18 protein-coding genes, 2 tRNA genes and 2 pseudogenes are annotated in these 21412 nt (G+C 72.8%); 9 read left to right on the forward strand and 13 right to left on the reverse strand.

Translation table 11 applies throughout. From position 1 onward, the window contains the following. Positions 1 to 90: 90 nt before the first annotated feature. Positions 91 to 2034: a dynamin family protein gene (locus tag ADL22_RS25505; RefSeq protein ID WP_079064414.1), complete on the reverse strand. Its 1944-nt coding sequence runs from the start codon at positions 2032 to 2034 to the stop codon at positions 91 to 93. A gap of 301 nt (positions 2035 to 2335) precedes the next feature. Here ADL22_RS25505 and ADL22_RS25510 point away from each other — a divergent pair. Then, positions 2336 to 2411 (forward strand) — tRNA-Arg (locus ADL22_RS25510). 315 nt (positions 2412 to 2726) lie between these two features. Beyond that, positions 2727 to 3188, forward strand: coding sequence for an SUKH-3 domain-containing protein (locus ADL22_RS25515; protein ID WP_066984383.1), 462 nt, complete (start codon positions 2727 to 2729; stop codon positions 3186 to 3188). A gap of 26 nt (positions 3189 to 3214) precedes the next feature. Here ADL22_RS25515 and ADL22_RS25520 read toward each other — a convergent pair whose 3' ends face one another. The 9 genes from ADL22_RS25520 to ADL22_RS25560 all read right to left on the reverse strand — a co-directional run bounded on the left by ADL22_RS25520 (position 3215) and on the right by ADL22_RS25560 (position 12075). Beyond that, positions 3215 to 3859: a phosphoribosylanthranilate isomerase gene (locus ADL22_RS25520; protein ID WP_066984385.1), complete on the reverse strand. Its 645-nt coding sequence runs from the start codon at positions 3857 to 3859 to the stop codon at positions 3215 to 3217. A 128-nt stretch (positions 3860 to 3987) separates the two neighbouring features. Further along, positions 3988 to 4611, reverse strand: coding sequence for a LysE family translocator (locus ADL22_RS25525; protein WP_066984387.1), 624 nt, complete (start codon positions 4609 to 4611; stop codon positions 3988 to 3990). Positions 4612 to 4650: 39 nt separating this feature from the next. After that, complete coding sequence (trpC, locus tag ADL22_RS25530) at positions 4651 to 5442, reverse strand: indole-3-glycerol phosphate synthase TrpC (protein ID WP_066984390.1); 792 nt, start codon at positions 5440 to 5442, stop codon at positions 4651 to 4653. Further along, positions 5439 to 6476 carry an anthranilate phosphoribosyltransferase gene (trpD, locus tag ADL22_RS25535; RefSeq protein WP_066984393.1) on the reverse strand — a complete coding sequence of 346 codons (1038 nt, stop codon included), beginning with the start codon at positions 6474 to 6476 and terminating at the stop codon, positions 5439 to 5441. The genes trpC and trpD overlap by 4 nt, the downstream gene beginning before the upstream one ends. Next, positions 6473 to 8569 (reverse strand): FAD-dependent oxidoreductase, encoded by a 2097-nt coding sequence (locus tag ADL22_RS25540; RefSeq protein ID WP_079064416.1) that lies wholly within the window; start codon positions 8567 to 8569, stop codon positions 6473 to 6475. Before ADL22_RS25540 ends, trpD begins: the two co-directional genes overlap by 4 nt. A 48-nt stretch (positions 8570 to 8617) precedes the next feature. Further along, on the reverse strand, positions 8618 to 9313 hold the full coding sequence (locus ADL22_RS25545; RefSeq protein ID WP_066984399.1) for a YggS family pyridoxal phosphate-dependent enzyme: 696 nt from the start codon (positions 9311 to 9313) through the stop codon (positions 8618 to 8620). A gap of 65 nt (positions 9314 to 9378) precedes the next feature. Beyond that, complete coding sequence (locus ADL22_RS25550) at positions 9379 to 10071, reverse strand: B3/4 domain-containing protein (protein WP_066984402.1); 693 nt, start codon at positions 10069 to 10071, stop codon at positions 9379 to 9381. 26 nt (positions 10072 to 10097) lie between these two features. Further along, entirely contained in the window at positions 10098 to 10730 is a 633-nt protein-coding gene (gene pdxH, locus ADL22_RS25555; protein WP_066984405.1) for a pyridoxamine 5'-phosphate oxidase, read from the reverse strand. 106 nt (positions 10731 to 10836) lie between these two features. Continuing rightward, positions 10837 to 12075 carry a diaminopimelate decarboxylase gene (locus tag ADL22_RS25560; protein WP_066984409.1) on the reverse strand — a complete coding sequence of 413 codons (1239 nt, stop codon included), beginning with the start codon at positions 12073 to 12075 and terminating at the stop codon, positions 10837 to 10839. A 328-nt stretch (positions 12076 to 12403) separates the two neighbouring features. On the opposite strand from ADL22_RS25560, the gene ADL22_RS25565 reads away from it, so the two are divergent. Next, positions 12404 to 12474, forward strand: a tRNA-Cys gene (locus ADL22_RS25565). A gap of 113 nt (positions 12475 to 12587) precedes the next feature. Here ADL22_RS25565 and ADL22_RS25570 read toward each other — a convergent pair. Both ADL22_RS25570 and ADL22_RS34970 read right to left on the reverse strand, forming a co-directional pair. Next, positions 12588 to 13229, reverse strand: coding sequence for a response regulator transcription factor (locus ADL22_RS25570; protein ID WP_079064417.1), 642 nt, complete (start codon positions 13227 to 13229; stop codon positions 12588 to 12590). Then, positions 13115 to 13480 (reverse strand): annotated as a pseudogene (locus ADL22_RS34970) (sensor domain-containing protein); the annotation flags it as partial. The gene ADL22_RS25570 and the pseudogene ADL22_RS34970, both read right to left, overlap by 115 nt. 496 nt (positions 13481 to 13976) lie before the next feature. Here ADL22_RS34970 and ADL22_RS36875 point away from each other — a divergent pair. The 6 genes and pseudogenes from ADL22_RS36875 to ADL22_RS25600 all read left to right on the forward strand — a co-directional run. Continuing rightward, positions 13977 to 14222 (forward strand): annotated as a pseudogene (locus tag ADL22_RS36875) (serine hydrolase); the annotation flags it as partial. A gap of 76 nt (positions 14223 to 14298) precedes the next feature. Continuing rightward, entirely contained in the window at positions 14299 to 14454 is a 156-nt protein-coding gene (locus ADL22_RS36425; RefSeq protein WP_159048720.1) for a hypothetical protein, read from the forward strand. Between the two features lie 157 nt (positions 14455 to 14611). Continuing rightward, positions 14612 to 15340, forward strand: a complete 729-nt coding sequence (locus tag ADL22_RS25585; protein ID WP_066984414.1) for a TetR-like C-terminal domain-containing protein — start codon at positions 14612 to 14614, stop codon at positions 15338 to 15340. A 48-nt stretch (positions 15341 to 15388) separates the two neighbouring features. Further along, positions 15389 to 16543 carry an MAB_1171c family putative transporter gene (locus tag ADL22_RS25590; protein WP_066984456.1) on the forward strand — a complete coding sequence of 385 codons (1155 nt, stop codon included), beginning with the start codon at positions 15389 to 15391 and terminating at the stop codon, positions 16541 to 16543. Positions 16544 to 16941: 398 nt separating this feature from the next. Beyond that, entirely contained in the window at positions 16942 to 17382 is a 441-nt protein-coding gene (locus ADL22_RS25595) for a helix-turn-helix domain-containing protein (protein ID WP_066984417.1), read from the forward strand. Further along, positions 17379 to 17987: a toxin gene (locus tag ADL22_RS25600; protein ID WP_066984419.1), complete on the forward strand. Its 609-nt coding sequence runs from the start codon at positions 17379 to 17381 to the stop codon at positions 17985 to 17987. The genes ADL22_RS25595 and ADL22_RS25600 overlap by 4 nt, the downstream gene beginning before the upstream one ends. A 31-nt stretch (positions 17988 to 18018) precedes the next feature. Here ADL22_RS25600 and ADL22_RS25605 read toward each other — a convergent pair whose 3' ends face one another. Next, positions 18019 to 21366: an aminotransferase class I/II-fold pyridoxal phosphate-dependent enzyme gene (locus ADL22_RS25605; RefSeq protein ID WP_066984459.1), complete on the reverse strand. Its 3348-nt coding sequence runs from the start codon at positions 21364 to 21366 to the stop codon at positions 18019 to 18021. Positions 21367 to 21412 lie beyond the last annotated feature (46 nt).

Raw genomic sequence — 21412 nt, forward strand, 5'->3', positions numbered from 1 at the left:
CCCCCGGAACCGCCCCCACACCGGCCTCTGCCCCCTCCCCCACCTCACCGGTCGCGCTCTCCACCGGCCGCTCCCGCTCTCCGGTCGCCGTCACCCCGTCACCGCCCCTTCCCGCTCGCAGCGGTCCGCCACCCGGCGCCCGCACTCCATCTCCCGGCCCGTCTCCCGATCCGGCGCCGGGTGCCCGCAGCCGGCCTCCCGGCCCACCGTCCGGCAGCCGCACGCCGCGTCCCGCTCCGGCGCCCGTTCCGGCCCCCGGGGGACCGTCCCCTGGCCCGTCCGGCGCTCAAGCGGCCGTTCGTCCGGTGGCCGTGTCCGGCGCTGTTCCCGCTGGACGACCGAGAGCGCGGCGATCAGCTCGGCCTGCTGTTCCGGCGGTACGGTCAGCCGGTCCAACGGGGCCAGCCGGCGCTCCCGTTCACCGTCGAGGACGTCCGCCAGGTACCGGGTCAGCAGCCGGGCACCCTCGTCACACAGGCGCAGTGCGCTCTGCGCCCCCAGCAGGTCGGCGAGGTTCTCCCCCGCCGTACGGGCGCGGCGCCCACCGAGCAGGGAGGCGGCCAGCAGGGCGGCCGGTTCCTCCGCGTCAACCGCCTCACCCCGTACACCGGCCTGGCTCCCGCCACCCTCCCGGGCCCCCCGAACCTCCCCGGCCTCCCCAGCCCCGCGAACCTCCTCCTCCACCATCTCCTCCAGGCAGCGCCGCCAGCGCCGGACGAGGACCCCGATCCGCCCGGCCGCGCCCTGCGCGCCGGCGCCCGCGGCCAGCGCCACCTCGGCCGCCGCGGCGTCGCGCCGCCAGCCCTCCGCGGCCCGCTCGTCGGCCTCCTCGACGGCGCAGACCAGCAGGGCGGTCAGCCCCTGGGTGAGCGCGTCCAGCAGTTCGCCGGCCCGCCCGCCGAGCGCCTGCGCGTACCAGTGGGCACGCGCGTCCCCGGACAGCACCTCGCCGGCCGCGACCTCGCGCCGCACCCGTTCCGCGGCCGCCTCGTACGCCTCCTCGACCCGGCCGGCCAGCCGCAGGGCCGCGGCGTGCTGCGCGGCGGCGGCCCCGGCCAGCGCGGGGAGCCGGCTGCGCAGCGAGGCCAGCGCGCCGGAGGCGGTGCGGTCCGCGGCGGCGGCCCGGGCGGCGGGGTCCTCGGCGTGCCGTTCCAGCCACTCGCGCAGCCCGGCGACCGCCGTGGCGGGCAGCAGCCCGCGGCCCCCGCCGGCGGATTCCGGCAGCTCGGGGATGGTGAAGCGGGGTACGTGGCCGAGCCCGGCGCGCTGCAGGAGTTCGGCGTAGCGCGCGGAGATCTCGGCGGCGATCTGGTGCGGCACCCGGTCCAGCACGGTGACCAGCGTGACGTCGTACTCCTTCGCCGTGCGCAGCAGATGCCAGGGCACCGCGTCCGCGTAACGGGCGGCGGTGGTGACCAGCACCCAGACGTCGGCGGCGCAGATCAGCTCGGCGGCCAGTTCGCGGTTGCCGGCGACCAGGGAGTCGATGTCCGGGGCGTCGAGCAGCGCCAGGCCGCTGGGCAGCGCGGTGTCCGTCTCGATCCGTACCATCGGCAGGCCCGGCTCACCCGGTAGCGAGCCCCTCCCGTCCCCGGGGGCGGCGGCCCCGTCCCCGCCCCGCTCGCCGCCGCTCCCCGCTCCCCCGTCGTCCTGCTCCGGCACCCACACCCGGGTCAGGCCGGGCAGTACGCGGCGGCCGGCGAACCAGCGGTGGTCGTCGGGGTGGCAGACCAGCACCGGCGTCCGCGTCGTCGGCCGCAGCACCCCGGCCTCCGAGATCCGCCGCCCGACGAGCGAGTTGACCAGCGTGGACTTGCCCGCCCCGGTGGAGCCGCCGATGACGGCGAGCAGCGGGGCGCGGGGGGCGCGCAGGCGGGGCAGCACATAGTCGTCCAGCTGGGCGAGCAGCTCGGCCCGGTTGCGCCGGGCCCGGGCGGCGCCCCGGAGCGGCAGGGGAAATCGTGCGGCCTCGACACGGTCTCGCAGTACGGACAGTGCGTCGATCAGCCGGGGTCCTACGTCCAAGGTCACCACATGTGAAGAATGCCCAATTTCGTTAGGTTTTTGAAGCGTATAACCCCTTGTGTACGCCGCGAGATCACGACAGCACGAGATCGCCGCCAAATGGGATTTTCGGGATAATCGAGGCGCAGCCATAACGAGTCCACAACACCCGCCGCGCGAGACGTCAAAAGCCGTGCAGGATTCGTACCTGCCTGCGATTATCGGGATCGCTTCACCGAACCTCCACAACGTGCCACGGAGGTGAAGCAACCGGGACGAGGCACCCGGACCTCTATCCTGGTCCGCGGTCCGTGATCCACACCCACCACCGGCCCCCGTAGCTCAGTGGATAGAGCAGGTGCCTTCTAAGCACTTGGCCGCAGGTTCGAGTCCTGCCGGGGGCGCCAGACCAGACCCTCCTCCGGGAGGGTCTTTTTGCTGGTCAGGGGCGCGGGAGCGCGTGGCGGGGTCCGGAGGCGTCCGGCCGCGCCCGACGCGGGGAAGACGCGGTGACGTTCTGAGGCGGCCCCGCGCCCGGTCGGGCCGGATGGCCGGATGGCCGGATGGAGCACCCGCCCGCTCCCTACGCTTCTCAGGCCGCCTGCGGAGCTCGGTGCGGCCGGGCACGAGGGTGGGCGCATCACCGGCGACCACCCCGCGTTGGCGAGTTCCTGGGAGACCGAGCCCGGATTGCCTGGAGTCGGAGGAGAGGTGCTCATGGAATGAGCGGGGAGAACGCACGGCCCGGAATCGAAGAACTGCGGGAGTCGCTCGCGGGCGCGGCGCGGTTCGAGACACACCCACTGGATATGGAGCGGGCGCGTCGGCGGTATGAGGAGGAGGGGTTCGCGTTCACTGCCGGGGTGCGGGAGTTCTTGGAGGCGTATGGGGAGTTCACCGTGACGTGGAGATACGGCTTCGGTGAAACGTTCCTTACGACGTCGGTGGCGGAAACGATGGACTCGGCGCACTCGTTGCCCAGGAGTGTGGGGTTCTTCGGCAGGCGTATCGGCCCTCCCGTGCTGCTTGTCGGAACGGCCACCGATACGCAGGAAGCCGTTCTGCTGGCCGGCGACGGGGATGTGTACCTCGCCGGCGACGCGGGAATCCAGCGGGTCGCGAACGGCTTCGGCAACGCGGTTCGATCGCTCGTCATGGGTGATTGGGAGAAGAGATTCTTCTGACCCCTGACGGCGTTCGTATGCGGACGTCAGCCCGCCGCGCGGGCCTCCCGGATGAAGGCGCGGATGAGGGCGGGGTCCTTGATTCCCCGGGTGGATTCGACGCCGCTGGAGACGTCTGCGCCCCAGGGGTGGGTGGCCTGGAGGGCGGCGGTGATGTTGGTGGGGGTGAGGCCGCCGGCCAGGAGCCAGGGGGCCTTGGGGGGTTGGAAGGAGGGGTCGGTCCAGGCCCAGGGGAGGCCGGCGCCGGGGGTGGGGGCGTCGAGGAGGAGGATGTCTTCGCCCATCTCCCCGAGGGTGGGCGGGGGGTTTCCGTAGGTGGTGGCGCGGATGAGGGTGCGGTCCTCGTCGTACTGGCGGAGTTCGGTGTAGTGGGACGGGCCCTCGTGGCCGTGGAGTTGGATGGCGCGGATGCCGGTGGCGTCGGCCAGGGCGCGGACGTCGGCGACCGGCTGGTCGCGGAAGACGCCGACGGTCAGGACGTGGGGCGGGACGCGGCGGGCGAGGCGGGCGGCGGTGTCGGCGTCGACCTGGCGGGGGCTGGGGGCGAAGACGAAGCCGACGGCGTCGGCGCCGGCCTCGATGGCGGTGTCGACGTCCTGTTCCGTCCGCAGACCGCAGATTTTGATGAAGAGGGGGTGGAGGGGGTCGAGGGGGTTGGGGAGGCGTGGCATGAGGAGTTCCTTCGATGTTCCTTGGATGGTTCGTGAGTGGGGTGCTCGTACGCCTGTGCCCGGCACGGGAGCCGGAGAGCCGCCGTGCCGGGCGGGGCGCAGCCGAGAGCGGTCGCCCGGTCCCCTAATTACCTGCTGGCCAAGGCCAACTGGACCCCCAGCCCCACGAACGCCACCGCGAAGGTGCGGCGCATCCAGGCCAGCACCTTCGGCCTGGTGATGATGTGGTCGCGGACGGCCGCGGCGAAGGCGCCGTAGATGGCGAAGACGACGAAGGTCATCAGCATGAAGACGGCGGAGAGTTCGAGCATGCGGGGGAGCGTGTCGGTGGCGGTGGCCGGGACGAACTGGGGGAGGAACGCCAGGAAGAACATGGAGAGTTTGGGGTTGAGGAAGTTGATGAGGATGGCGGTTCCGGTGACGCCGGCGGCGGATTTGTCGGGCTTGACGGTGTCGCCCTCGGTGTCGATCTTCATCGAGCCCTTTTCGCGCAGGGTCTGCCAGGCGAGGAAGAGCAGGTAGGCGACGCCCGCCCATTTGAAGCTCTCGAAGGCCAGGGCGCTGGTGTGCAGGATGGCGGCGAGGCCGGCGGTGGCCGCCGCCAGGTGCGGGACGATGCCGAGCGTGCAGCCGAAGGCCGCGACCACCGACATCCGCAGGCCGCGTGTCAGGCCGGTGGCGACGGTGTACACGGCACCCGTACCGGGTGAGACCACGATGATGAACGCGGTGATAAGGAATTCAACGCTCATAGCGGAGGCGCTCCTTCGGCTTCCATGAGGGACTGGTGCTTACTGTGCCAGGAGCGCCCGGGTCGCGGACTCGACATCGTCGGCGCGCATCAGGCTTTCGCCGACGAGGAAGGTGGTGACGCCGGCGGCGGCCATCCGCCGGAGGTCGTCCGGGCTGCCGAGGCCGCTCTCGGCGACCGTGAGGCGGTCCCGGGGGACGGCGGGCGCGAGGTTCTCGGCGGTGGCCAGGGTGGTCTGCATGGTGGTGAGGTTGCGGTTGTTGATGCCGATGAGGCGGGAGGTCAGGCGGGTGGCGCGGTCCAGTTCGGCGGCGTCGTGGACCTCGACCAGGACGTCCATGCCGAGGTCGTGGGCCGTTTGCTCGATGGCGGCGGCGGTGGGGTCGTCCACGAGGCAGAGCATGAGGAGGATGGCGTCGGCGCCCCAGGCGCGGGATTCGATGACCTGGTAGGGGTCGAGCATGAAGTCCTTGCGGAGGACGGGGAGTTGGGTGGTGGCGCGGGCGGCGGCGAGGTGGGCGCGGGTGCCGTCGAAGGAGGGGGTGTCGGTGAGGACGGAGAGGCAGGCGGCGCCGCCGGCCTCGTAGGCGCGGGCCAGGGCCGGCGGGTCGAAGTCGGCGCGGATCAGGCCCTTGGACGGGCTCTTCTTCTTGACCTCGGCGATGAGGGCGTACTCGCCCGCGGCGCGGCGCTTCTCGAGGGCGGCCAGGAAGCCGCGCGGGGGTTCGGCCGCGGCGGCCTCCTCGCGGAGCGCGGCGGCCGGGCGGGCGGCCTTGGCGGCGGCGATCTCGTCGCGCTTGTAGGCCGTGACGCGGGTCAGCAGATCACTCATGAGTCCGTCCCTGGGGTCGTGGTGTGGGATGCCGCTACGAGGGCTGCGAGGCGGGCGCGCGCCTCGCCGGAGTCGAGCGAGGCGGCGGCGCGCGCGGCGCCCTGCCGCAGGTCGCCGGCGCGGCCGGCGGCGACCAGGGCCGCCGCGGCGTTGAGCACGGCGATATCGCGGTACGGGCCCGGGGCCCCGTCCAGGACCCGCCGCAGGGCCGCCGCGTTGTGCGCGGGGTCGCCGCCGCGCAGGTCGCCGGGGCGGGCGGTGGGCAGGCCGGCGTCCCCGGGGGTGATCTCGTAGGTCTTCACCGCGCCGTCGGCGAGTTCGGCGACGTAGGTCGGGCCGGTGGTGGTGACCTCGTCGAGGCCGTCCGAGCCGTGGACCACCAGGGCGTGGGTGGAGCCGAGTTCGCCCAGGACGTGGGCGAGCGGTTCGGCCCAGTGGCGGGCGTAGACGCCGACGAGGTGGTGTTTGACGCCGGCGGGGTTGAGCAGCGGCCCGAGGAGGTTGAAGACGGTGCGGGTGGCGAGTTCGGCCCGGGTGTCGGCGACGTGCGCGAGGGCGGGGTGGTGGTTGGGCGCGTGCATGAAGCCGATACCGGCCGCCGCGATGCAGTGCTCGACCTCGGCGGGGGACAGCGCGGTGCGTACGCCCAGCGCGCGGAGCACGTCGGTGGAGCCGGAGCGCGAGGACAGCGCGCGGTTGCCCTGCTTGGCGACCGGGACGCCGGCGCCCGCGACGATGAGGCCGGCGGCGGTGGAGATGTTGTACGAGCCGGAGGCGTCGCCGCCGGTGCCGAGGATGTCGACGGTGCCCGGCGGTGCGGCCACGCCGTACATCTTGGTGCGCAGGACGGTGGCGGCGCCGGAGATCTCGGCGACGGTCTCGCCCCGGACGCGCAGCGCCATCAGGAACGCGCCCATCTGCGAGGGGGTCGCCTCGCCGGACGTCATCAGGGCGAAGGCGTCGGCGGCTTCCTCCCTGGTCAGCGGGTGGCCGTCGGCGGTCTTGGCGAGGAAGTCCTTGAACGTTCCTCTCACGCGGCACCTCCGGTTGGCGGGAAGGGCTGGTCCCAGTCGGGTGTGACGTTCTCCCGCCGGTACGGGGTCCGGTCGGTCAGGCCGGTGTCCAGGGTGCGGGCGAAGAGGTGCCCGCTGTGGACGGCGGCGGCGATGATCCCGGGCCCGAGGGCGTCCCCGACCCGGGCGACGCGGCGGATGCCGGCCGCCTCCAGGGCGCCGGGCTCCAGCGCGGTCAGCTCCTGGTAGAGGGCGTCCCGGGGGAGCCGGCCGGTGACGGGCACCACGGCGTCGGCGGGCACGGCGCTTTCGCGGCCGGTGTAGGTGCAGGCCAGATAGGCGGTGCCCGGTTCGGTGCGGACCAGGGCGGTGGAGGTGTGCACGGCGGCGCAGCGCTCCATGACGCGGCGCTGGACGCGTTTCTGCTCGGCGGTGAACTGGGTGAACGCCGCGACGATCGGCTCCGGGGTGACGAAGACGACCTCGCAGCCGGCGTCCGCGAGGCGTTCGGCGAGGACCGTGGCCATGTAGTAGTGGTCGTCGTCGTAGACCACGACGCGGCCTTGTGGCAGCTTGCCGTCCATGAGGGCGTCCGGGGTGAAGACCGGGAGCCCGTCCGCCAGTCCGGGGACCGGGTCGCGGTGGTGGCGTCCGACGCCGTCCGCCCGCCAGAACGCGCCGGTGGCGACGGCCACCAGTGAGCAGCCGGCTTCCAGGACGAGGTCGGCCGTGACGTCGTTGCCGGGCAGGACCTGCACGTTCTTCATGCGCTTGAGCTGTCCGACGCGCCAGTCCCGCACCCGGCCGTACGTGGCGAGGCCGGGCAGGCGGGCCTCGCGGGTGACGCGGCCGCCGAGCTCCCGGCCGGCCTCGCAGAGGATCACCTCGTAGCCGCGCTGGCCCAGGCCGCGGGCGGCTTCGAGTCCGGCCGGGCCGGCGCCGACGACGAGGACGGTGTCGCCGGTGTCCTTGGGCGGGATGGTCTCGGGGTGCCAGCCGCGCCGCCACTCCTCGCCGGTGGTGGGGTTCTGGGTGCAGCGGAAGGGCGCGCCCATGGAGTCGAAGGCCAGGCAGATGTTGCAGCCGATGCACTCGCGGATGTCGTCGAACCGGCCCTGTTCGATCTTGGTGGGGAGGAACGGGTCGGCGATGGACGGGCGGGCAGCCCCGATCAGGTCCAGGGTGCCGGAGCGGAGCATGGCCGCCATGGTGTCGGGCGAGGTGAAGCGGCCGACGCCGACGACGGGTTTGCTGGTGAGGCCCTTGACGAACGCGACGTACTTCTCCTGCCAGCCCTCCGGCTCGAACCGCGCGGTGGCGCCGTCGTGGCCCATGTTGGCGAGGTTGACGTCCCACAGGTCGGGGAGTTCGCCGAGCAGGGCGATGACCTCGCGGGCCTCGCCGTCCGCGGTGATACCGCGGTCGCCGATCATCTCGTCGACGCAGAAGCGGACGGCGACGGCGCAGGTGTCGCCGACCGCCTCCTTGGTGTCCTCGATGAGTTCGCGCAGCAGCCGGGCGCGGTTCTCCAGGCTGCCGCCGTATTCGTCGGTGCGCTTGTTGCGGCTGCGGGAGAGGAAGTTGATGGGCAGCGTCATGCTGTGCCCGGCGTAGATGTAGACGATGTCGAAGCCGGCGCGCCGGGCGTTGAGGGCGGCCTCGCGGTGCCAGCGCCGGAAGGCCCGGATGTCGTTCTTGTCCATGGCGCGGGCGGTGCCGGGGTAGAGGCTGCGGGTGGCCTCCGCGCTGGGGGCGAGGGGGACGGCGCGGGATTCGAGGTTGGCGACGTGCCCGCCGTTGTGGGCCAGTTCGACGCCGGCCAGGGCGCCGTGGGCGTGGATCTGCTCGGTGGTCCGGGCCAGGGCGGGGATGTCCTGGGCGTCCCAGAGGCGGAGTTCCCGCTGGTGCTGGCCGGAGTAGTGGATATCGCACTGCTCGGTGCAGACCACGCCCCAGCCGCCCTCCGCCTTGACGCCGCGCATCGCGGCCATCGGGGAGGGGTACGCCCGGCCCATGCCGTTGCAGTGCGGGACTTGGTAGAAGCGGTTCTTGGTGGTGACGGGGCCTATTCGAAGCGGTTCGAAGAGGATGTCGAAACGGGCTGGGCGGGACAACGTCGCGGTTCCCTTCGTGCCGGTCTCACGCACGGCGGTGCGGAAAGGTCACTGGGCGGCCGGGTAGGACCGGTTGCCGAAGATGGCGGAGCCCACCCGCACGTACGTCGCGCCGTGTTCGATGGCCGCGGGGAAATCGCCGCTCATCCCCATGGACAGCTCGGTCAGGCCGTTGCGTGCGGCGATCTTGGCGAGGTGGTCGAAGTGCGGCTCGGGGGGCTCCCCGGCCGGCGGGATGCACATCAGGCCGGTGACGTTCAGCCCGTGGACGTCCCGGCAGGAGTCGAGGAACGCGTCGGTGTCCTCGGGTGCGACACCGGCCTTCTGCGGTTCGGACCCGATGTTCACCTGGACGAACATCGCCGGGCGCCGCCCCTGGCTCTCGCACTGGCGGGCCAGGGCCTTGGCGAGGGAGGGCCGGTCCAGGGACTGGATGACGTCGAAGAGGGCGACGGCTTCCCGGGCCTTGTTGGACTGGAGGGGGCCGATGAGGTGGAGTTCGGCCCGGGGGTGGTCCGCTTTCAGCTCGGGCCACTTGCCCTTGGCTTCCTGGACGTAGTTCTCGCCGAAGGCCAGCTGGCCGTGGTCGAGGACCTGGCGTACGGCGTCGGCGCCGAAGGTCTTGCAGACGGCGATCAGCCGGACGCTCTCGGGCGCGCGGCCCGACCGCGCGCAGGCCGCGGCGATCTGCTCCCGGACGCGGGACAGGCCGTCGGCTATGCCGGAGGAACCGGACGTGCTCACGAAATCCCTTTCGGTACGCGGGTGTTGAGGGCCGCCCGCCCCTCGCGGGGGCGGGCGGCGGCGGGTCAGAAGTCGAGCCTGCGGTGCGTTTCCGTCAGGATGGTGGACGCGCCCAGGACGACGCCGAGCGTGGCCAGCCCGTCCTTCAGCTCCGCTTCCATCCCGGCCAGGTCCTCCGCGGCCGCGGCGTGGTGCGCCTCGGCGACGATCAGTACGGACGCGGTGTCCTGGGAGACCACCGAGCGCGCGGACTGCCGGAACGTCCAGCGGCGGGAGTGGGCGTGGCCGTCGGGGCCGGCGAAGACGATCTCGCCGGGCTCCGGATTCTCGACCGTGCCCTGGAAGGTCTGGTATTCCTCCGTCCCCGTGGCCGGCCGCACGGTGATTCCCGCGCCGATCTTCTCGGTGTCGAACACCGCGATCGGAATGGCGTAGGCCATGGAGACGTGGTTGAGGTAGTCCACCAGCGGGTGGAAACTCGGCAGGTTCTTCTCCTTGCGGTACCGGCGCAGCAGCGCCTCGGACGCGCACCGGTACTGGGTCGGCTTCAGACCCATGCGGGAGAACGTCTCACGCCAGGCCGCGATCTCCGGCATCTCGGCCTCGGCCGCGCTGCTCTGCCGCCGCTCGATCCGTTCGGCGAGGCCGGTGAGCAGCGCTTCGTCGGTCGCGGCCGAGGTGACGCCGGTGACGGTGGCGGTCAGCGCCCGCAAGTTCCGGTGCGCGGACCAGACCTCGTCGGCGTGCGTGAAGTACATTCGTCGAACCCTTCTTCGGACTTTCGCTAGGGGTAGAGGCGCCCCTGTTCCCAGGACCCCTGGGGACTCATTCTGGTGAAAACGACCCGGTCATGGAGCCGGAATGGCCGATCGGACCAGAATTCGAGGGAGATCGGCCGCACCCGATAGCCCGCCCAGTGCTCGGGGCGCGGTACGGCCTCTCCTTCGAAGCGCAGGGTTTCCGCCGCGACGGCGTCCTCCAGGACCTTCCGGGCGGGCAGTGGGCTGGACTGCTGACTGGCCCACGCCCCGATCCGGCTGTCCCGGGCCCGGGAGGCGAAATAGGCGTCGGATTCCGCGGGGGTGACGGATTCGACCGGCCCGCGGAAACGCACCTGGCGCCGCAGGCTCTTCCAGTGCAGAACGCCGGCCGCCTGCATGTTCTCCGCGAGTTCGCGGCCCTTGGCGGAGGTGGTGTTGGTGAAGAACACGAATCCGTCCGTGTCGTGGTGCTTGAGGAGCACCATGCGGACGTCCGGGAGCCCGTCGGCGCCCGCGGTGGCGATGGCCATCGCATTCGGATCGTTCAGCTCACTGGCCGCGGCTTCTTCCAGCCACTGCCGGAAAAGCACGAACGGCGCCTCTTCACCGGCCGGCCCGCTGGCGTCTTCCGGCAGACCGTCATGACTTATGGACATGGCGACTTCTTCCTCACTCTTCCTGGCCCATCTGGCTCTTCCTGGCTCTTCCTGACCCGCGGGTGGCCGCGGCCGGTGGTGCCGCTACGGCCACCCGCCGCGCTCGTCAGCCCTTGACCGGCTGCTTCTCGGACAGGAGATTCCGCCATTTGTCGAGCTCGTCGCCGGCGGAGGTGATGAGATCCATCGACCCGTCGCTGTTCACCAGGACTTCGGCGGCCGGCGGGACGTTGAGGAATTCCATGTGCTGGGTGGCGCAGTACGCCCCGGTGTCGAGGATGACCAGATAGCTCGACGCGTCGACGCCTTCGGGGACGTGCACCTCCCCGGGCAGGAGGTAGTCGTTGCGGAGGATCGTCCGGCCGCGGACCGCGGCGCTGACGCCCTTCTCGCTGACGATTTCGCGCATGTTCCCGTCGAGGAACGCGGTGTTGTGGCCGCGGTTGCGCAGCTGCGCCGAGGGCATCAGCATGCGGCAGCCGTCGGTGACGACGAGGGAGGAGACCGGTGTGGTGATGACGGAACGTTCCACCGACATCAGCAGGGCGCCGGTGTCGGCCAGTACGTCGCGCGCGGGCTCGAAGAGGAACCGCACATGCTCGGGAATGCCCATCCGGCGGGCGGCCTCGGCGAGCCGGGCGAAGTAGCGCGGCCAGTCGAAGTGCTTGTCCTCCTCGGCGTGGGCGTCGTAGTCGAAGCCGTGTCCGCCGGCGAAGTTGATGGCCCGGGCGGTGGGGAAATGCCGCTGGAAGACCTCGAACATCTCCTCGACCGTACGGACCATGTCGTCGAGGGAGTTGCCGCTCCCGCAGTACACCTCGACGCAGTCCAGCTCGCGCCCGTGCTCCTTCAGGAGCGCGGTCAGCCGGTCCAGTTCCCCGTACTTGACCCCGGGCTTCCCGGAATCGAGGGAGTCGATGCGGACGCTGATGGCGGGGGCTTCCGTGGTCAGCGAATGCGCCACCTCGTCGAGGCTGGCGAGGAAGGTGGGACATCGGGTGTTGTCCCAGAAGGAGATCTCCTCGTTGGAGACGTGCCCCGGGGAGACGATGAACTTCTCGAACCCGTGGGCCCGCAGAATCCGGTACTCACTGGGCAGCTGCACCAGGACGCCGAAGCCGTCCAATTCCTTGAGCGGCGCGAGGTGGTGCGGGTTGGAGTTCGGAAAGAACGGTATGTAGAACTCGACGCGGTCGCCTATACCGGCCTCGTCCGCCGCTCTTCTCACTCGGGTCAGATTCTTGCGGAACTGCGCTTCACTGTAGATGAAAACCGGGGTGCCCACTTGCTCGGCAATGAGCTTGAGGTCGATGTTGCGTAGCCACGAATGGGACAGAGCAGTCACGACAGTTCTCCCCTAGTGGTGTGCGCCCGCAGCGGGGAACACAACAGAGGGAACCGGCGAACGACGACAGTGGTGCCACGAAAAAAGCTCCCCCCGTGCACGTTCCGACGCTTTCCGTGCGGACTCGTCCATGACTGGAACGGTTCGCGGTAATTCTTAGCAGTCCCCCGGTGGCCCAGCAACGGCAAGCCGCCGAGAGTGGCCGGATATAGCACGGTTGGCCGGTTCATACTCCTGCAATGTTCTGTTATCGGACGGCCATTGACAAAGCAGCCCCCGCACGCCGTAGAGTCACCCCGCGAGCGAAGCGGTTTTCCGCCACGCTCACGGCCGTGTGCCCGAGTGGTGAGGGGGCCGCCTGCAAAGCGGCTTACATTGGTTCAATTCCAATCACGGCCTCTCCTGGTCCACGAGGTCCGGGTCCGTCGAAGTCCCTGATCAGACGGGGTTTCCCCGGACCGGCGGAATACCGGAAGAATTCCTTCCGCCACCGCGGCCGCATCGGCCGCCCCTCAGGCCCGCAGATACGTCAGCACCGCCAGGACGCGGCGGTGGTGGCGGCCGGTCAGGGGCAGGTCGAGTTTCTGGAAGATGTTGCCGATGTGCTTGTTGACGGCGGCTTCGGTGACGTGGAGCTGCTGGGCGATGGCGGCGTTGGCGCGTCCCTCCGCCATGAGGGCGAGGACCTCGCGTTCGCGGGGAGTGAGGCGCCGCAGGGGGTCCCGGCGGCGGTTGAGGAGCTGGCGGACGACCTCGGGGTCGATGACGGTCGCGCCCGCGGCGACCCGGGCCACCGCGTCGGTGAACTCGCCGACGGCGCTGACCCGGTCCTTCAGGAGGTAGCCGATGCCGGTGTCGCTGCCCAGGTCCAGCAGGTGGGCGGCGTAGGACTGCTCGATGTACTGGCTCAGCACCAGGACCGGCAGGTCGGGGCGGGCCCGGCGCAGGGCGACGGCGGCGCGCAGGCCGTCGTCGGCATCAGCCGGGTGACGGCCGCCCGGGCGCCGGCCCAGGCCGTGATGGTGTACGGGGCGGCGGCCAGCAGGCACAGGCCGACCGGGACCAGCGGCCAGGCGCCGGGGTCGTCGGCGGGCGGCATGATCACCAGTACCGGCAGGGCCAGGGCGAAGGCCAGGACCAGCAGGTCCATCCACCACAGGGCGGCCGCCGAGACCGCGGTGAAGCCCAGTTCGCGCCAGGTCGCCGGTTCCCGCGGCCGGGTCCGCAACCAGGCGCGCGGTCCGGCGTGTTCGGCGGCCCGGTGCGGGTCGGGCACCGGGTCCCGGTCCACCAGGCGCAGCCGCCACCGTTCGCAGCGGGTGACGGCGATGCCGGACAGCGCGACGCCGAGCAGCGGCACCGCGCCCACCACCGCGATCAGCGACACCAGGCCGGCGGCCAGCATCAGGACGAGCACGAGCGTGGTGACGGCACCGAAGGCGGCACCGGTCGCCAGGTAGGCGAACGAGCGCCAGGGCCAGGCGGAGCACAGCACCTTCAACGGGCCCTGCCCCAGAGCCTGCCAGGCGGTTCGGTAGCGCGTTCCCTGAACCCTGACCAGGCGGGGAGCGCGGCGCGGTAGTGCCCGCACTACCTTTGAACTCCCGTGTGCGCCAGTGCGCGAGCGGGGTCCGCGACGGTGCACTGGGCGCCATGACGGCCTTCCCCGATTCCATTTCCGGTGGCACGTCCGGCGCCGCCACCCGGCCCGCCGCCTCCTCCCCCGCCCGCCGGTGGCGCCGCGCCGGTGCGGTGCTGGCCGCGCTGGGCATCCTGGCCGCCGCGCCGGACACCCGGTTCGCGTACCACAACCCCAACTACTTCGTCGCGGCCCGGCTGGTCGAGGTCATCAGCGGGCAGCCGTTCGCCGCCTGGCCGACCGGGTCTTCCGGCCGCTGGGCATGGCGCACACCACCTCGGCCGGCACCACCGACGCCATGCCGGGCCGGGCCCGCGGCTACGTCCGGGCCTGCGGGGCGGCGTTCGCCGTCCCCCATCCCCGCTGGTTCACCGCGGGCGGCCACGGGGTCGTCACCACCGCCGGCGACCTCGCCCGCTGGCTGATCGCGCAGAACGACCAGGGCGTGTCCGCCGACGGCCGGCGGGTCGCCGGCGCGGCGGCCGTCGCGGCCACCCACACGCCGCCGGACCGGCCGGCGGGCAGCACATACGCCATGGGCTGGCAGCGCGGCCGCGACCCTGGCCACGCTTCTCGGGCTGTTGATGAACCGCTCGGGGGCACTCGCCCAGGCCGCCTACGCCTGGCCGGCGCTCGCCGTCTGCGCGGCCACCGGCGCCCTGGCCTCCGCGGTGGTGGCCGGCGCCCGGATCGTGGCGCTGGGCCGACTCGGTGCCGCTCGCCGGGCAGGTCGCGGATGAGCGGTACGCGGATATGCCGCTGACGTCGGTGGGGCGGGAGGCGTAGCGCACGGGGGCAGGCCCGGCCCGGCGCCCACGATGGCCGGATCCCGTCCCCCGTCCCCGGGGAGCCGCGACTCCCGGCGGTGGTGTCGTAGCTGACAGGTACGGTTTGGCCATGGATGTTAGGGACGCATACGCCGCCGAGGGGCACACCGGGCCGTCGGCGGAGATCAAGGCCGCCGCGCGCGGGCTGCTGGACAGCCTGGGCGCGGGCGGGCTGACCCTGGAGGCCGTGGCCGGGGCGGCCGGGCTGGGCGTGGCCGCGGTGGAGGCCGTCTTCCCGGACCGGGACGCGCTGCTGACGGCGCTGGTCATCGACGCGTACAACGCCTCCGGCGCGGCCATGGAGGACGCCGACCGGGCCGCCCGGGAGGCCGGGGCGGGGGCCGGGGCGCGGCTGCTCGCAGTGACCCGCGCGCTGCGGGCCTGGTCGTTCGCGCACACCGGCGAGTTCACGCTGATCTACGGTTCGCCGGTGCCGGGCTACCACGCCCCGCCGGAGACCGTGCCGCCCGCCTCGCGCACCCCCGGGGTGCTGGCCGGTATCGTCCGCGCGGCCCTGGAGGCCGGGGAGCTGACCCCGCCCCCGCGCGCGCTGCCCGGTCCGCCGCTGCTGCTGCCGGAGGCGGTGGAGCTCTTCGGCGGGCTGCCCGAGGCGCCGTTCGGGGATCTCATCGAGCGCGGCATCGTGCTGTGGAGCAATCTGATCGGACTGCTGGTCTTCCAGGTCTTCAGCCGCACCCACGACAGCGTCCGGGACGAGTCCGCGTTCTTCGACTACGCCATAGCCGTGGCGGCCGAGGGCATTGGCCTCACCGTTCCGGCCGGCGGCCCGACCGACTAGAGCCACCGCCGGGTGCCGGCCGACCGGCACCGGCGGGGAATGCAGACCGTGAACACCATCAAAACCCTCTGCTTCGTCATCGCGGCGCTCTCGTCGTACGCCGCGCTCGTCTACCGGCTGAGCCAGTTCCGGCGCAGCCGGGGCGACAGCGCCTACCGCACCCTGGTGATCACACTGGTCCTCCAGTGCCTCACCTTCACCATGGGTGCCGTCGCCATGGGCGGCGACCGCTTCCTGGGCGTCGGCAATCTCGCCATCCTCGTGATGCACGTCTCGGCGGTGGCCTTCTGCGTCAGCGCGCAGATCATCCTGCTGCACTGGGCGTCCACCGCCGAGGACGCGGCGCGCAAGTCCCGTTTCTGGCTGCTGACCGGCGGTGCGCTGACCGCGCTGCTGGTGGCGCTGTTCTTCGTGGCGAACGGCCCGGGGCGGCCGGCGGCCGACTTCAACACCGGCAGCGGGCAGCCGCTGGTCCTCGTCTACCTCCTGGTCTTCATCGTGTCCCAGGCGGTGCCGTGCGTCACGATCTTCCGCCAGTGCGGCCCGTACGCGCGGATGGCCGGCAAGTCCCCGCTGCGGCAGGCGCTGCGGCTGCTGTCCGTGGCCGCGGTGGTCCTCTTCCTCTACTGCCTGGCCCGGACGGTCAACATCCTCACGGCCGCGGGCGGGCTCGACATCGGCGGCTGGCAGCTGGCCTCGAACGTCTTCAGCGCGGCCGGCATCGTCCTGCTCTCGCTCAGCCTGACCATCTCCTCCTGGGGAGCCTCGGTCACCCGGCTGGCCACCTGGGCGCGCAACTACCGCTCGTACCGCGTGCTCCACCCGCTCTGGCGGGATCTGTACGAGTCCTCGCCGGACATCGTGCTGGAGCCGCCGGGGGCCGCGGTCTCCGACCTCGACTACCGGCTGCACCGGCGGGTGGTGGAGATACGCGACGGCTGGCGGGACCTGCGGCCCTACATCGACCGTACGGCGGGCGGTGACGGCGGTGCGGCGGCCGGGGCCGGCGAGGAGGCGCGGCAGGCGTACACCGAGGCGGCGCAGATCCGGCAGGCGCTGCGCGCCAAGCGCACCGGCACGAGGCCCGCCGAGAGCAAGGACGCCGGCGGCTTCGACGACCGGGACAATGAACACTTCCCGGCGGAGGTCGCCTGGCTGACGAAGGTCGCGGCCGCGTACCGGCGGCTCGGCGACGCGGGGTGAGGCGCGGCGCGCGTCAGGCGTGAGGCGCTACACGCGCCAACAGGCGTTACGCGCGCCCGGGTTGAGGGTCCCGCCCGGTCTGCCCCCGTGCAGTCCGGGCGGGGTCTCCCCCGTTCCCCCGTGAGGCCCCCGTTTCCCCCGTGGGGCCTCCGCTTGCGCCGTACCGGGCAGGCGGGTGGCCCGCCCGTCCGGTCCGCCCCGGCCGTTCCCCCGAAGGCCGGGCCGGACCGCGTGGCCGGCAGCCAACTCGGCTACCCCCGTGAGCAAAGTTAGCCATCAGCTATCGGCGTGGGGTCAACGTTGGCGGAGTCCGGTCCGATTGTCAACTGACAGCTAATCTGCGAAACTGGGAATTAGCCGAGGGCTATTCCGAGGAGGTGACGGGAGGGAGTTTCACCATGTCGGAGACCGACGACCGGCCCGTGCTGGCAGTGCGTCTGGACAACCTCTTCAAGACGGTCCGCCCCAAGGGCAGGCACTGGACCAACGCGGAGGTGGCGGACGAGCTGAAGCGGGCCAACCCCGAACTCCGCGTCGGCGGCGTCTACCTCTCCCAGCTCCGGACCGGCAAGCGCTCCAACCCCTCCCCCGATCTGCTGGCCGCCCTGGCCCGCTTCTTCGGCGTCTCGGTCGCCTACTTCTTCGACGACAAGGTCGCCGAGTCGGTGCTCGGCGAGGTCGCGGCGCTGGAGGCGCTGCGGCAGTCCGGCGTCCGCGCGGTGGCGATGCGGGCCGCCGGGATGAAGAAGGAGAACCTCCAGGCCATCACGGCGATCATGGACCAGTACCGCCAGATGCAGGGGCTGCCGCCGGTCACCGACGCCGCGGACCAGGAGTGAGGCTCCGCAAGGGGCGGTCGGCCGACCAGGAGCGCCGCAGCCGCCTCAAGCAGCTCCGCAAGGCCGGCGCGCGCCGGATCGCCGCGCTCGACCTGCCCGAGACGGCCGACGTGGCCGAGCTGTGCCGCCACCTCGGCGAGGTCCGCGGCCGCCCGATCACGCTCGTCCCGATGCCGATGCCGGCCTCGCACCCGTGCGGAATGTGGGTCGCCGCGCGCGACGAGGACCTCATCTTCTACGACGCCAACACCACCGGCGCGCATCAGGAGCACATCATCTTGCACGAGCTGGGCCACATCATCTGCTGCCACCGCGGGGCGGGCGGGCTGGACGAGGCGGGCGCCCGGATGCTCTTCCCCAACCTCGACCCCGACCTGGTCCGGGACATGCTGCTGCGCGCCACGTACGACGACGAGCAGGAGCAGGAGGCCGAGATCATCGCGTATCTGCTCTCGCAGCGGGTGGGCGGCGCGGCGGAACGGCCGAGCTCCGGTGGGGAGTTGGGGGACGGTGCGGCGGCGGGTGCCGGTGGTGCCGACGGCGCGGAGAGCGGGGCTTCCGGCGCCGACGCGATGCTCAGCAGGATCGAGCGCACGCTGATGTGAGCGGGGAGCGGGCCTTCGTCCGTTCCCGTGCTCAGCCGCCGGCCGCCGCCACCTCCTCGGCGAGGATCGCCACGGCCCGGCGGATGTCCTCCTCCCGGTGCTCGCTGGTGACGAAGAACCGCAGCCTGGCCAGGCCCTCCGCCACCGCCGGATGGAAGATCGGGTCGGCGGTCACGCCCCGCCGGAACAGCCGGTCCGCCACCCGCAGGGTCCGCGCCGAGTCGCCGAGCAGGCACGGCACGATCGGCGTGTGCGCGCTGGCGCCGGTCGCCAGACCGGCCTCGGAGGCCAGCCGGAGGAAGAGTCCGGCGTTGCGCCGCAGGGTGCGGACGCGGTGCGGTTCGGCGGTGATCAGCTCGGTGGCGGCCAGCGCCGCGGCCGCGTTCGCCGGGGACAGTCCGACGCTGTAGACGAAACCGGGCAGGGTGTGCCGCAGCCACCGCACCATCCGGGCCGAGCCGCCGAGGTAACCGCCGCAGCTGGCAAGGGACTTGGACAGGGTGCCCATCCACACGTCCACATCGGACCGGTCGGTGCCGAAGAACTCGCCGACGCCGCGGCCGCGTTCGCCGACCGTGCCGATGCTGTGCGCCTCGTCCACCATCAGCAGCGCGCCGTAGCGCTTCTTCAGCTCGATCACGGCGGGCAGGTCGAGCAGGTCGCCGTCCATGCTGTACGCGCCCTCGGCGGCGATCAGCACCCGCCGGAAGCGCGGACGGTTGCGGCGCAGCAGGTACTCCAGCTGACCGGTGTCGTTGTGCGCGAACGGGCGCCGGGCCGCGCCGGACAGCGCGCAGCCCTGGAGGATGCTGTCGTGCGCCAGGGAGTCGTGCAGCACCAGGTCCCCGGCGCCGACGAGGTGGCCGATGGCGGTGACGTTGGTGGCGTGGCCGCTCACCAGCGCCAGGCAGTCCTCGACGCCGAGGAAATCGGCCAGCGCCCGCTCCAGCCGTACGGTCAGGTCCCGTTCCCCGGAGAGCACCCGGCTCGCGGAGACCGAGGACCCGTACCGCTCGACGGCCCGGTGCACGGCCTCGTTGACCGCCGGATGGCCGGAGAGGCCCAGGTAGTTGTAGCTGCCGAAGGAGAGGTACGGGCGGCCGCCGATCTCGGTGGTGTCCCGCAGGGTGCCCTGGTGCACCCGGAAGTAGGGGAACTCCGCGCCGCTGCCGGCGACCGCCCGCAGCCGCTCCTCGAAGTCCCGGACCTCGGGGAAGTCGTCTATGCGGGCGGTGCCGGCATAGGGGTCGGCGGGGTTTTGGGGGGTCGCGGTGTACGGGGCGGCTTCCGGCGGCAGCGGGGCGCCGGGGGCCGGGGGTTCGGTGAGGTGGGCTCCGACCAGGGCGGTCAGCCGGGCGACGGTCAGGCCGGGGGCGAACATCTCGTCGGTGCGGAAGCCGGGCGCCCGTTTGCCGATGCCGACCTCCAGCTCCTGGAGCATCAGCGAGTCGAAGCCGAGGTCGGTGGTGAGCGTCATCGCCTCGTCGATATCGGCGGGCGGGTAGACGCCGGTGCGCGCCACCTCTTCGCGGACGAGGGCGGCGGCGGAGGCGGTTGCAGCGGGGGTCGGCGCGGGCGCGTCCTCGCGCGTCGCGGGGGCCGGCGGCGGGTCCCCGGCCTCGCGGGCCGCCTCGTCCACCGCCCAGTGGCGGCGCGGGGCGAGCGGGCTCGGCGGGAGGGTGCACGGGGGTATGCGCCCGCCGGGCGGAGGCACCGGCGGGTGGGCGGGACCGGCGCCGGGGCCACCGTCCGAGTCGGCGTCGGGGCCAATCTCCGGGGCGTCCCCCGCCTCCACCGCCGACGCCGCTTCCGTCAGCCGGGCGAGGGCGTCGTCGGTGTCCCCGGCCAGGACGGAGAGACGTTCCTCCAGGGGGGCTCGGCCGGCGAGGGTGGCCGCCACCGCGGCCAGCGGCGGGCGGTCGGCGGCCAGGGTGTCGGCCACCTCCCGGGCGTAACGGGCCAGTCCGGCCCGGTCGCGGGCGCTGAGGACCAGGCGGTACGGCCCCGCCTCAACGGCCGGACGGGCGGCCGGGTCCGGGCCCGTCACCGGCTCCGGCTCGTACGACTCCACGACCAGATGCACCCCGGTCCCCCCGAAGCCGAAGGCGCTCACCCCGGCCCGGCGCGGCCGCCCGGACGCGGGCCAGCGGACCGGCGCGGCCGGGACGGTCAGCCCGGCCGCGTCCAGCGCCGCGCGGTCGGCCGGTGCGTACGCGGGCTGCGGCGGTATGACCCCGCGGTGCACGGCCAGTACGGTCTTGATCAGCCCGGCGATGCCGGCGGCGTTGAGGGCGTGGCCGACCACCGCCTTCACCGCGCCGACGTAGGCCGGCGCGGCCCGTTCGCCGCGCAGGGCGCGCAGCGCGGCGAGTTCGACCGGGTCGCCCACGGGGGTGCCGGTGCCGTGCGCCTCCAGGTAGTCCACCGCGTCCGGCGGCAGCCCGGCGTCCCGGTAGGCGCGGCGCAGCGCCCGGAGCTGGCCGGCCTCCTGGGGGTGCAGTCCGCCCTGCACGGTCCCGTCGTTGGCCGTGCCGACGCCGCGGATCACCGCGTAGACCCGGTCGCCGGCCGCCAGCGCGTCGGACAGCGGCCGCAGCGCCAGCACCCCGGCGCCCTCGCCGAGCACGAAACCGTCGGCGTCCGCGCCGAACGGCAGGCAGCGGCCGCTGCGCGAGAGCGCGCCGATCCGGCACAGCCCGACCAGCAGGTCGGGGGTGAGCGTCAGCTGGGCGCCGCCGGCCAGCGCGATCCGGCAGCGGCCGGCGCGCAGCGCGTGCACGGCGTTGGCCACCGCCATCAGCCCGCCGGAGCACGCCGAGTCCAGGGCGTAGCTCTCCCCGTGCAGGTCGAAGACCGAACTGATGGTGTTGGGGCCCATGTTGAGCAGCAGCCCGGCCACCGAGGTGCCGTGCAGTCCGTCGACGCCGCGGACCATCTCCGCCCAGCCGGGGTCGGCCGCGCGGGCGCCGAACTCGCCGCCGGCCAGCTGCCGCATCCGGACGCGCAGGGTGCTCAGCTCGCGGTAGCCGCTCTCGGTGAGGGCGGTGATGACCGAGGTCTCCTCGCGGTCGAAGCCCCCGGCCTCCCACCCGGCGTCCTGGATCGCCTCACGGGCCAGATCGACCAGCAGCCGGGCCTGCGGGTCCATCGAACGGGCCCGGCGCGGCGGGATGCCGTAGTGCGCGGCGTCGAAGCGGTCGACGTCCGGCAGCAGTGCCATGGTGTCCGTGTAGGCGGCGGCGGTGTCGCGGAAGCTGTCGGTGAGGAACGCGGCGCGCCGCCACCGGGTGTCCGGGACGGGGGCGAACTGCGGTTCGGGGGCGGTCAGCAGCCGCCAGTACGCGGTGACGTGGCGCGCCCCGGGGAAGCGGCAGGCCATCCCGACCACCGCGATATCGTCCCGCCGCGCCCCGGCGGCCCCGGCG

Origin of the sequence: Streptomyces sp. NRRL F-4489 (genome assembly GCF_001509485.1) — a bacterium.
GTDB lineage: Bacteria > Actinomycetota > Actinomycetes > Streptomycetales > Streptomycetaceae > Streptomyces.

Excerpts from the sequence above, each read along its gene's own strand:
- ADL22_RS25515 (WP_066984383.1), top strand. The coding sequence starts at position 2,727 with ATGAGCGGGGAGAACGCACGGCCCGGAATCGAAGAACTGCGGGAGTCG.
- ADL22_RS25520 (WP_066984385.1), bottom strand. The coding sequence starts at position 3,859 with ATGCCACGCCTCCCCAACCCCCTCGACCCCCTCCACCCCCTCTTCATC.
- ADL22_RS25525 (WP_066984387.1), bottom strand. The coding sequence starts at position 4,611 with ATGAGCGTTGAATTCCTTATCACCGCGTTCATCATCGTGGTCTCACCC.
- trpC (WP_066984390.1), bottom strand. The coding sequence starts at position 5,442 with ATGAGTGATCTGCTGACCCGCGTCACGGCCTACAAGCGCGACGAGATC.
- ADL22_RS25550 (WP_066984402.1), bottom strand. The coding sequence starts at position 10,071 with ATGTACTTCACGCACGCCGACGAGGTCTGGTCCGCGCACCGGAACTTG.
- pdxH (WP_066984405.1), bottom strand. The coding sequence starts at position 10,730 with ATGTCCATAAGTCATGACGGTCTGCCGGAAGACGCCAGCGGGCCGGCC.
- ADL22_RS36425 (WP_159048720.1), top strand. The coding sequence starts at position 14,299 with ATGAACCGCTCGGGGGCACTCGCCCAGGCCGCCTACGCCTGGCCGGCG.
- ADL22_RS25585 (WP_066984414.1), top strand. The coding sequence starts at position 14,612 with ATGGATGTTAGGGACGCATACGCCGCCGAGGGGCACACCGGGCCGTCG.
- ADL22_RS25595 (WP_066984417.1), top strand. The coding sequence starts at position 16,942 with ATGTCGGAGACCGACGACCGGCCCGTGCTGGCAGTGCGTCTGGACAAC.
- ADL22_RS25605 (WP_066984459.1), bottom strand. The coding sequence starts at position 21,366 with ATGGCCTGCCGCTTCCCCGGGGCGCGCCACGTCACCGCGTACTGGCGG.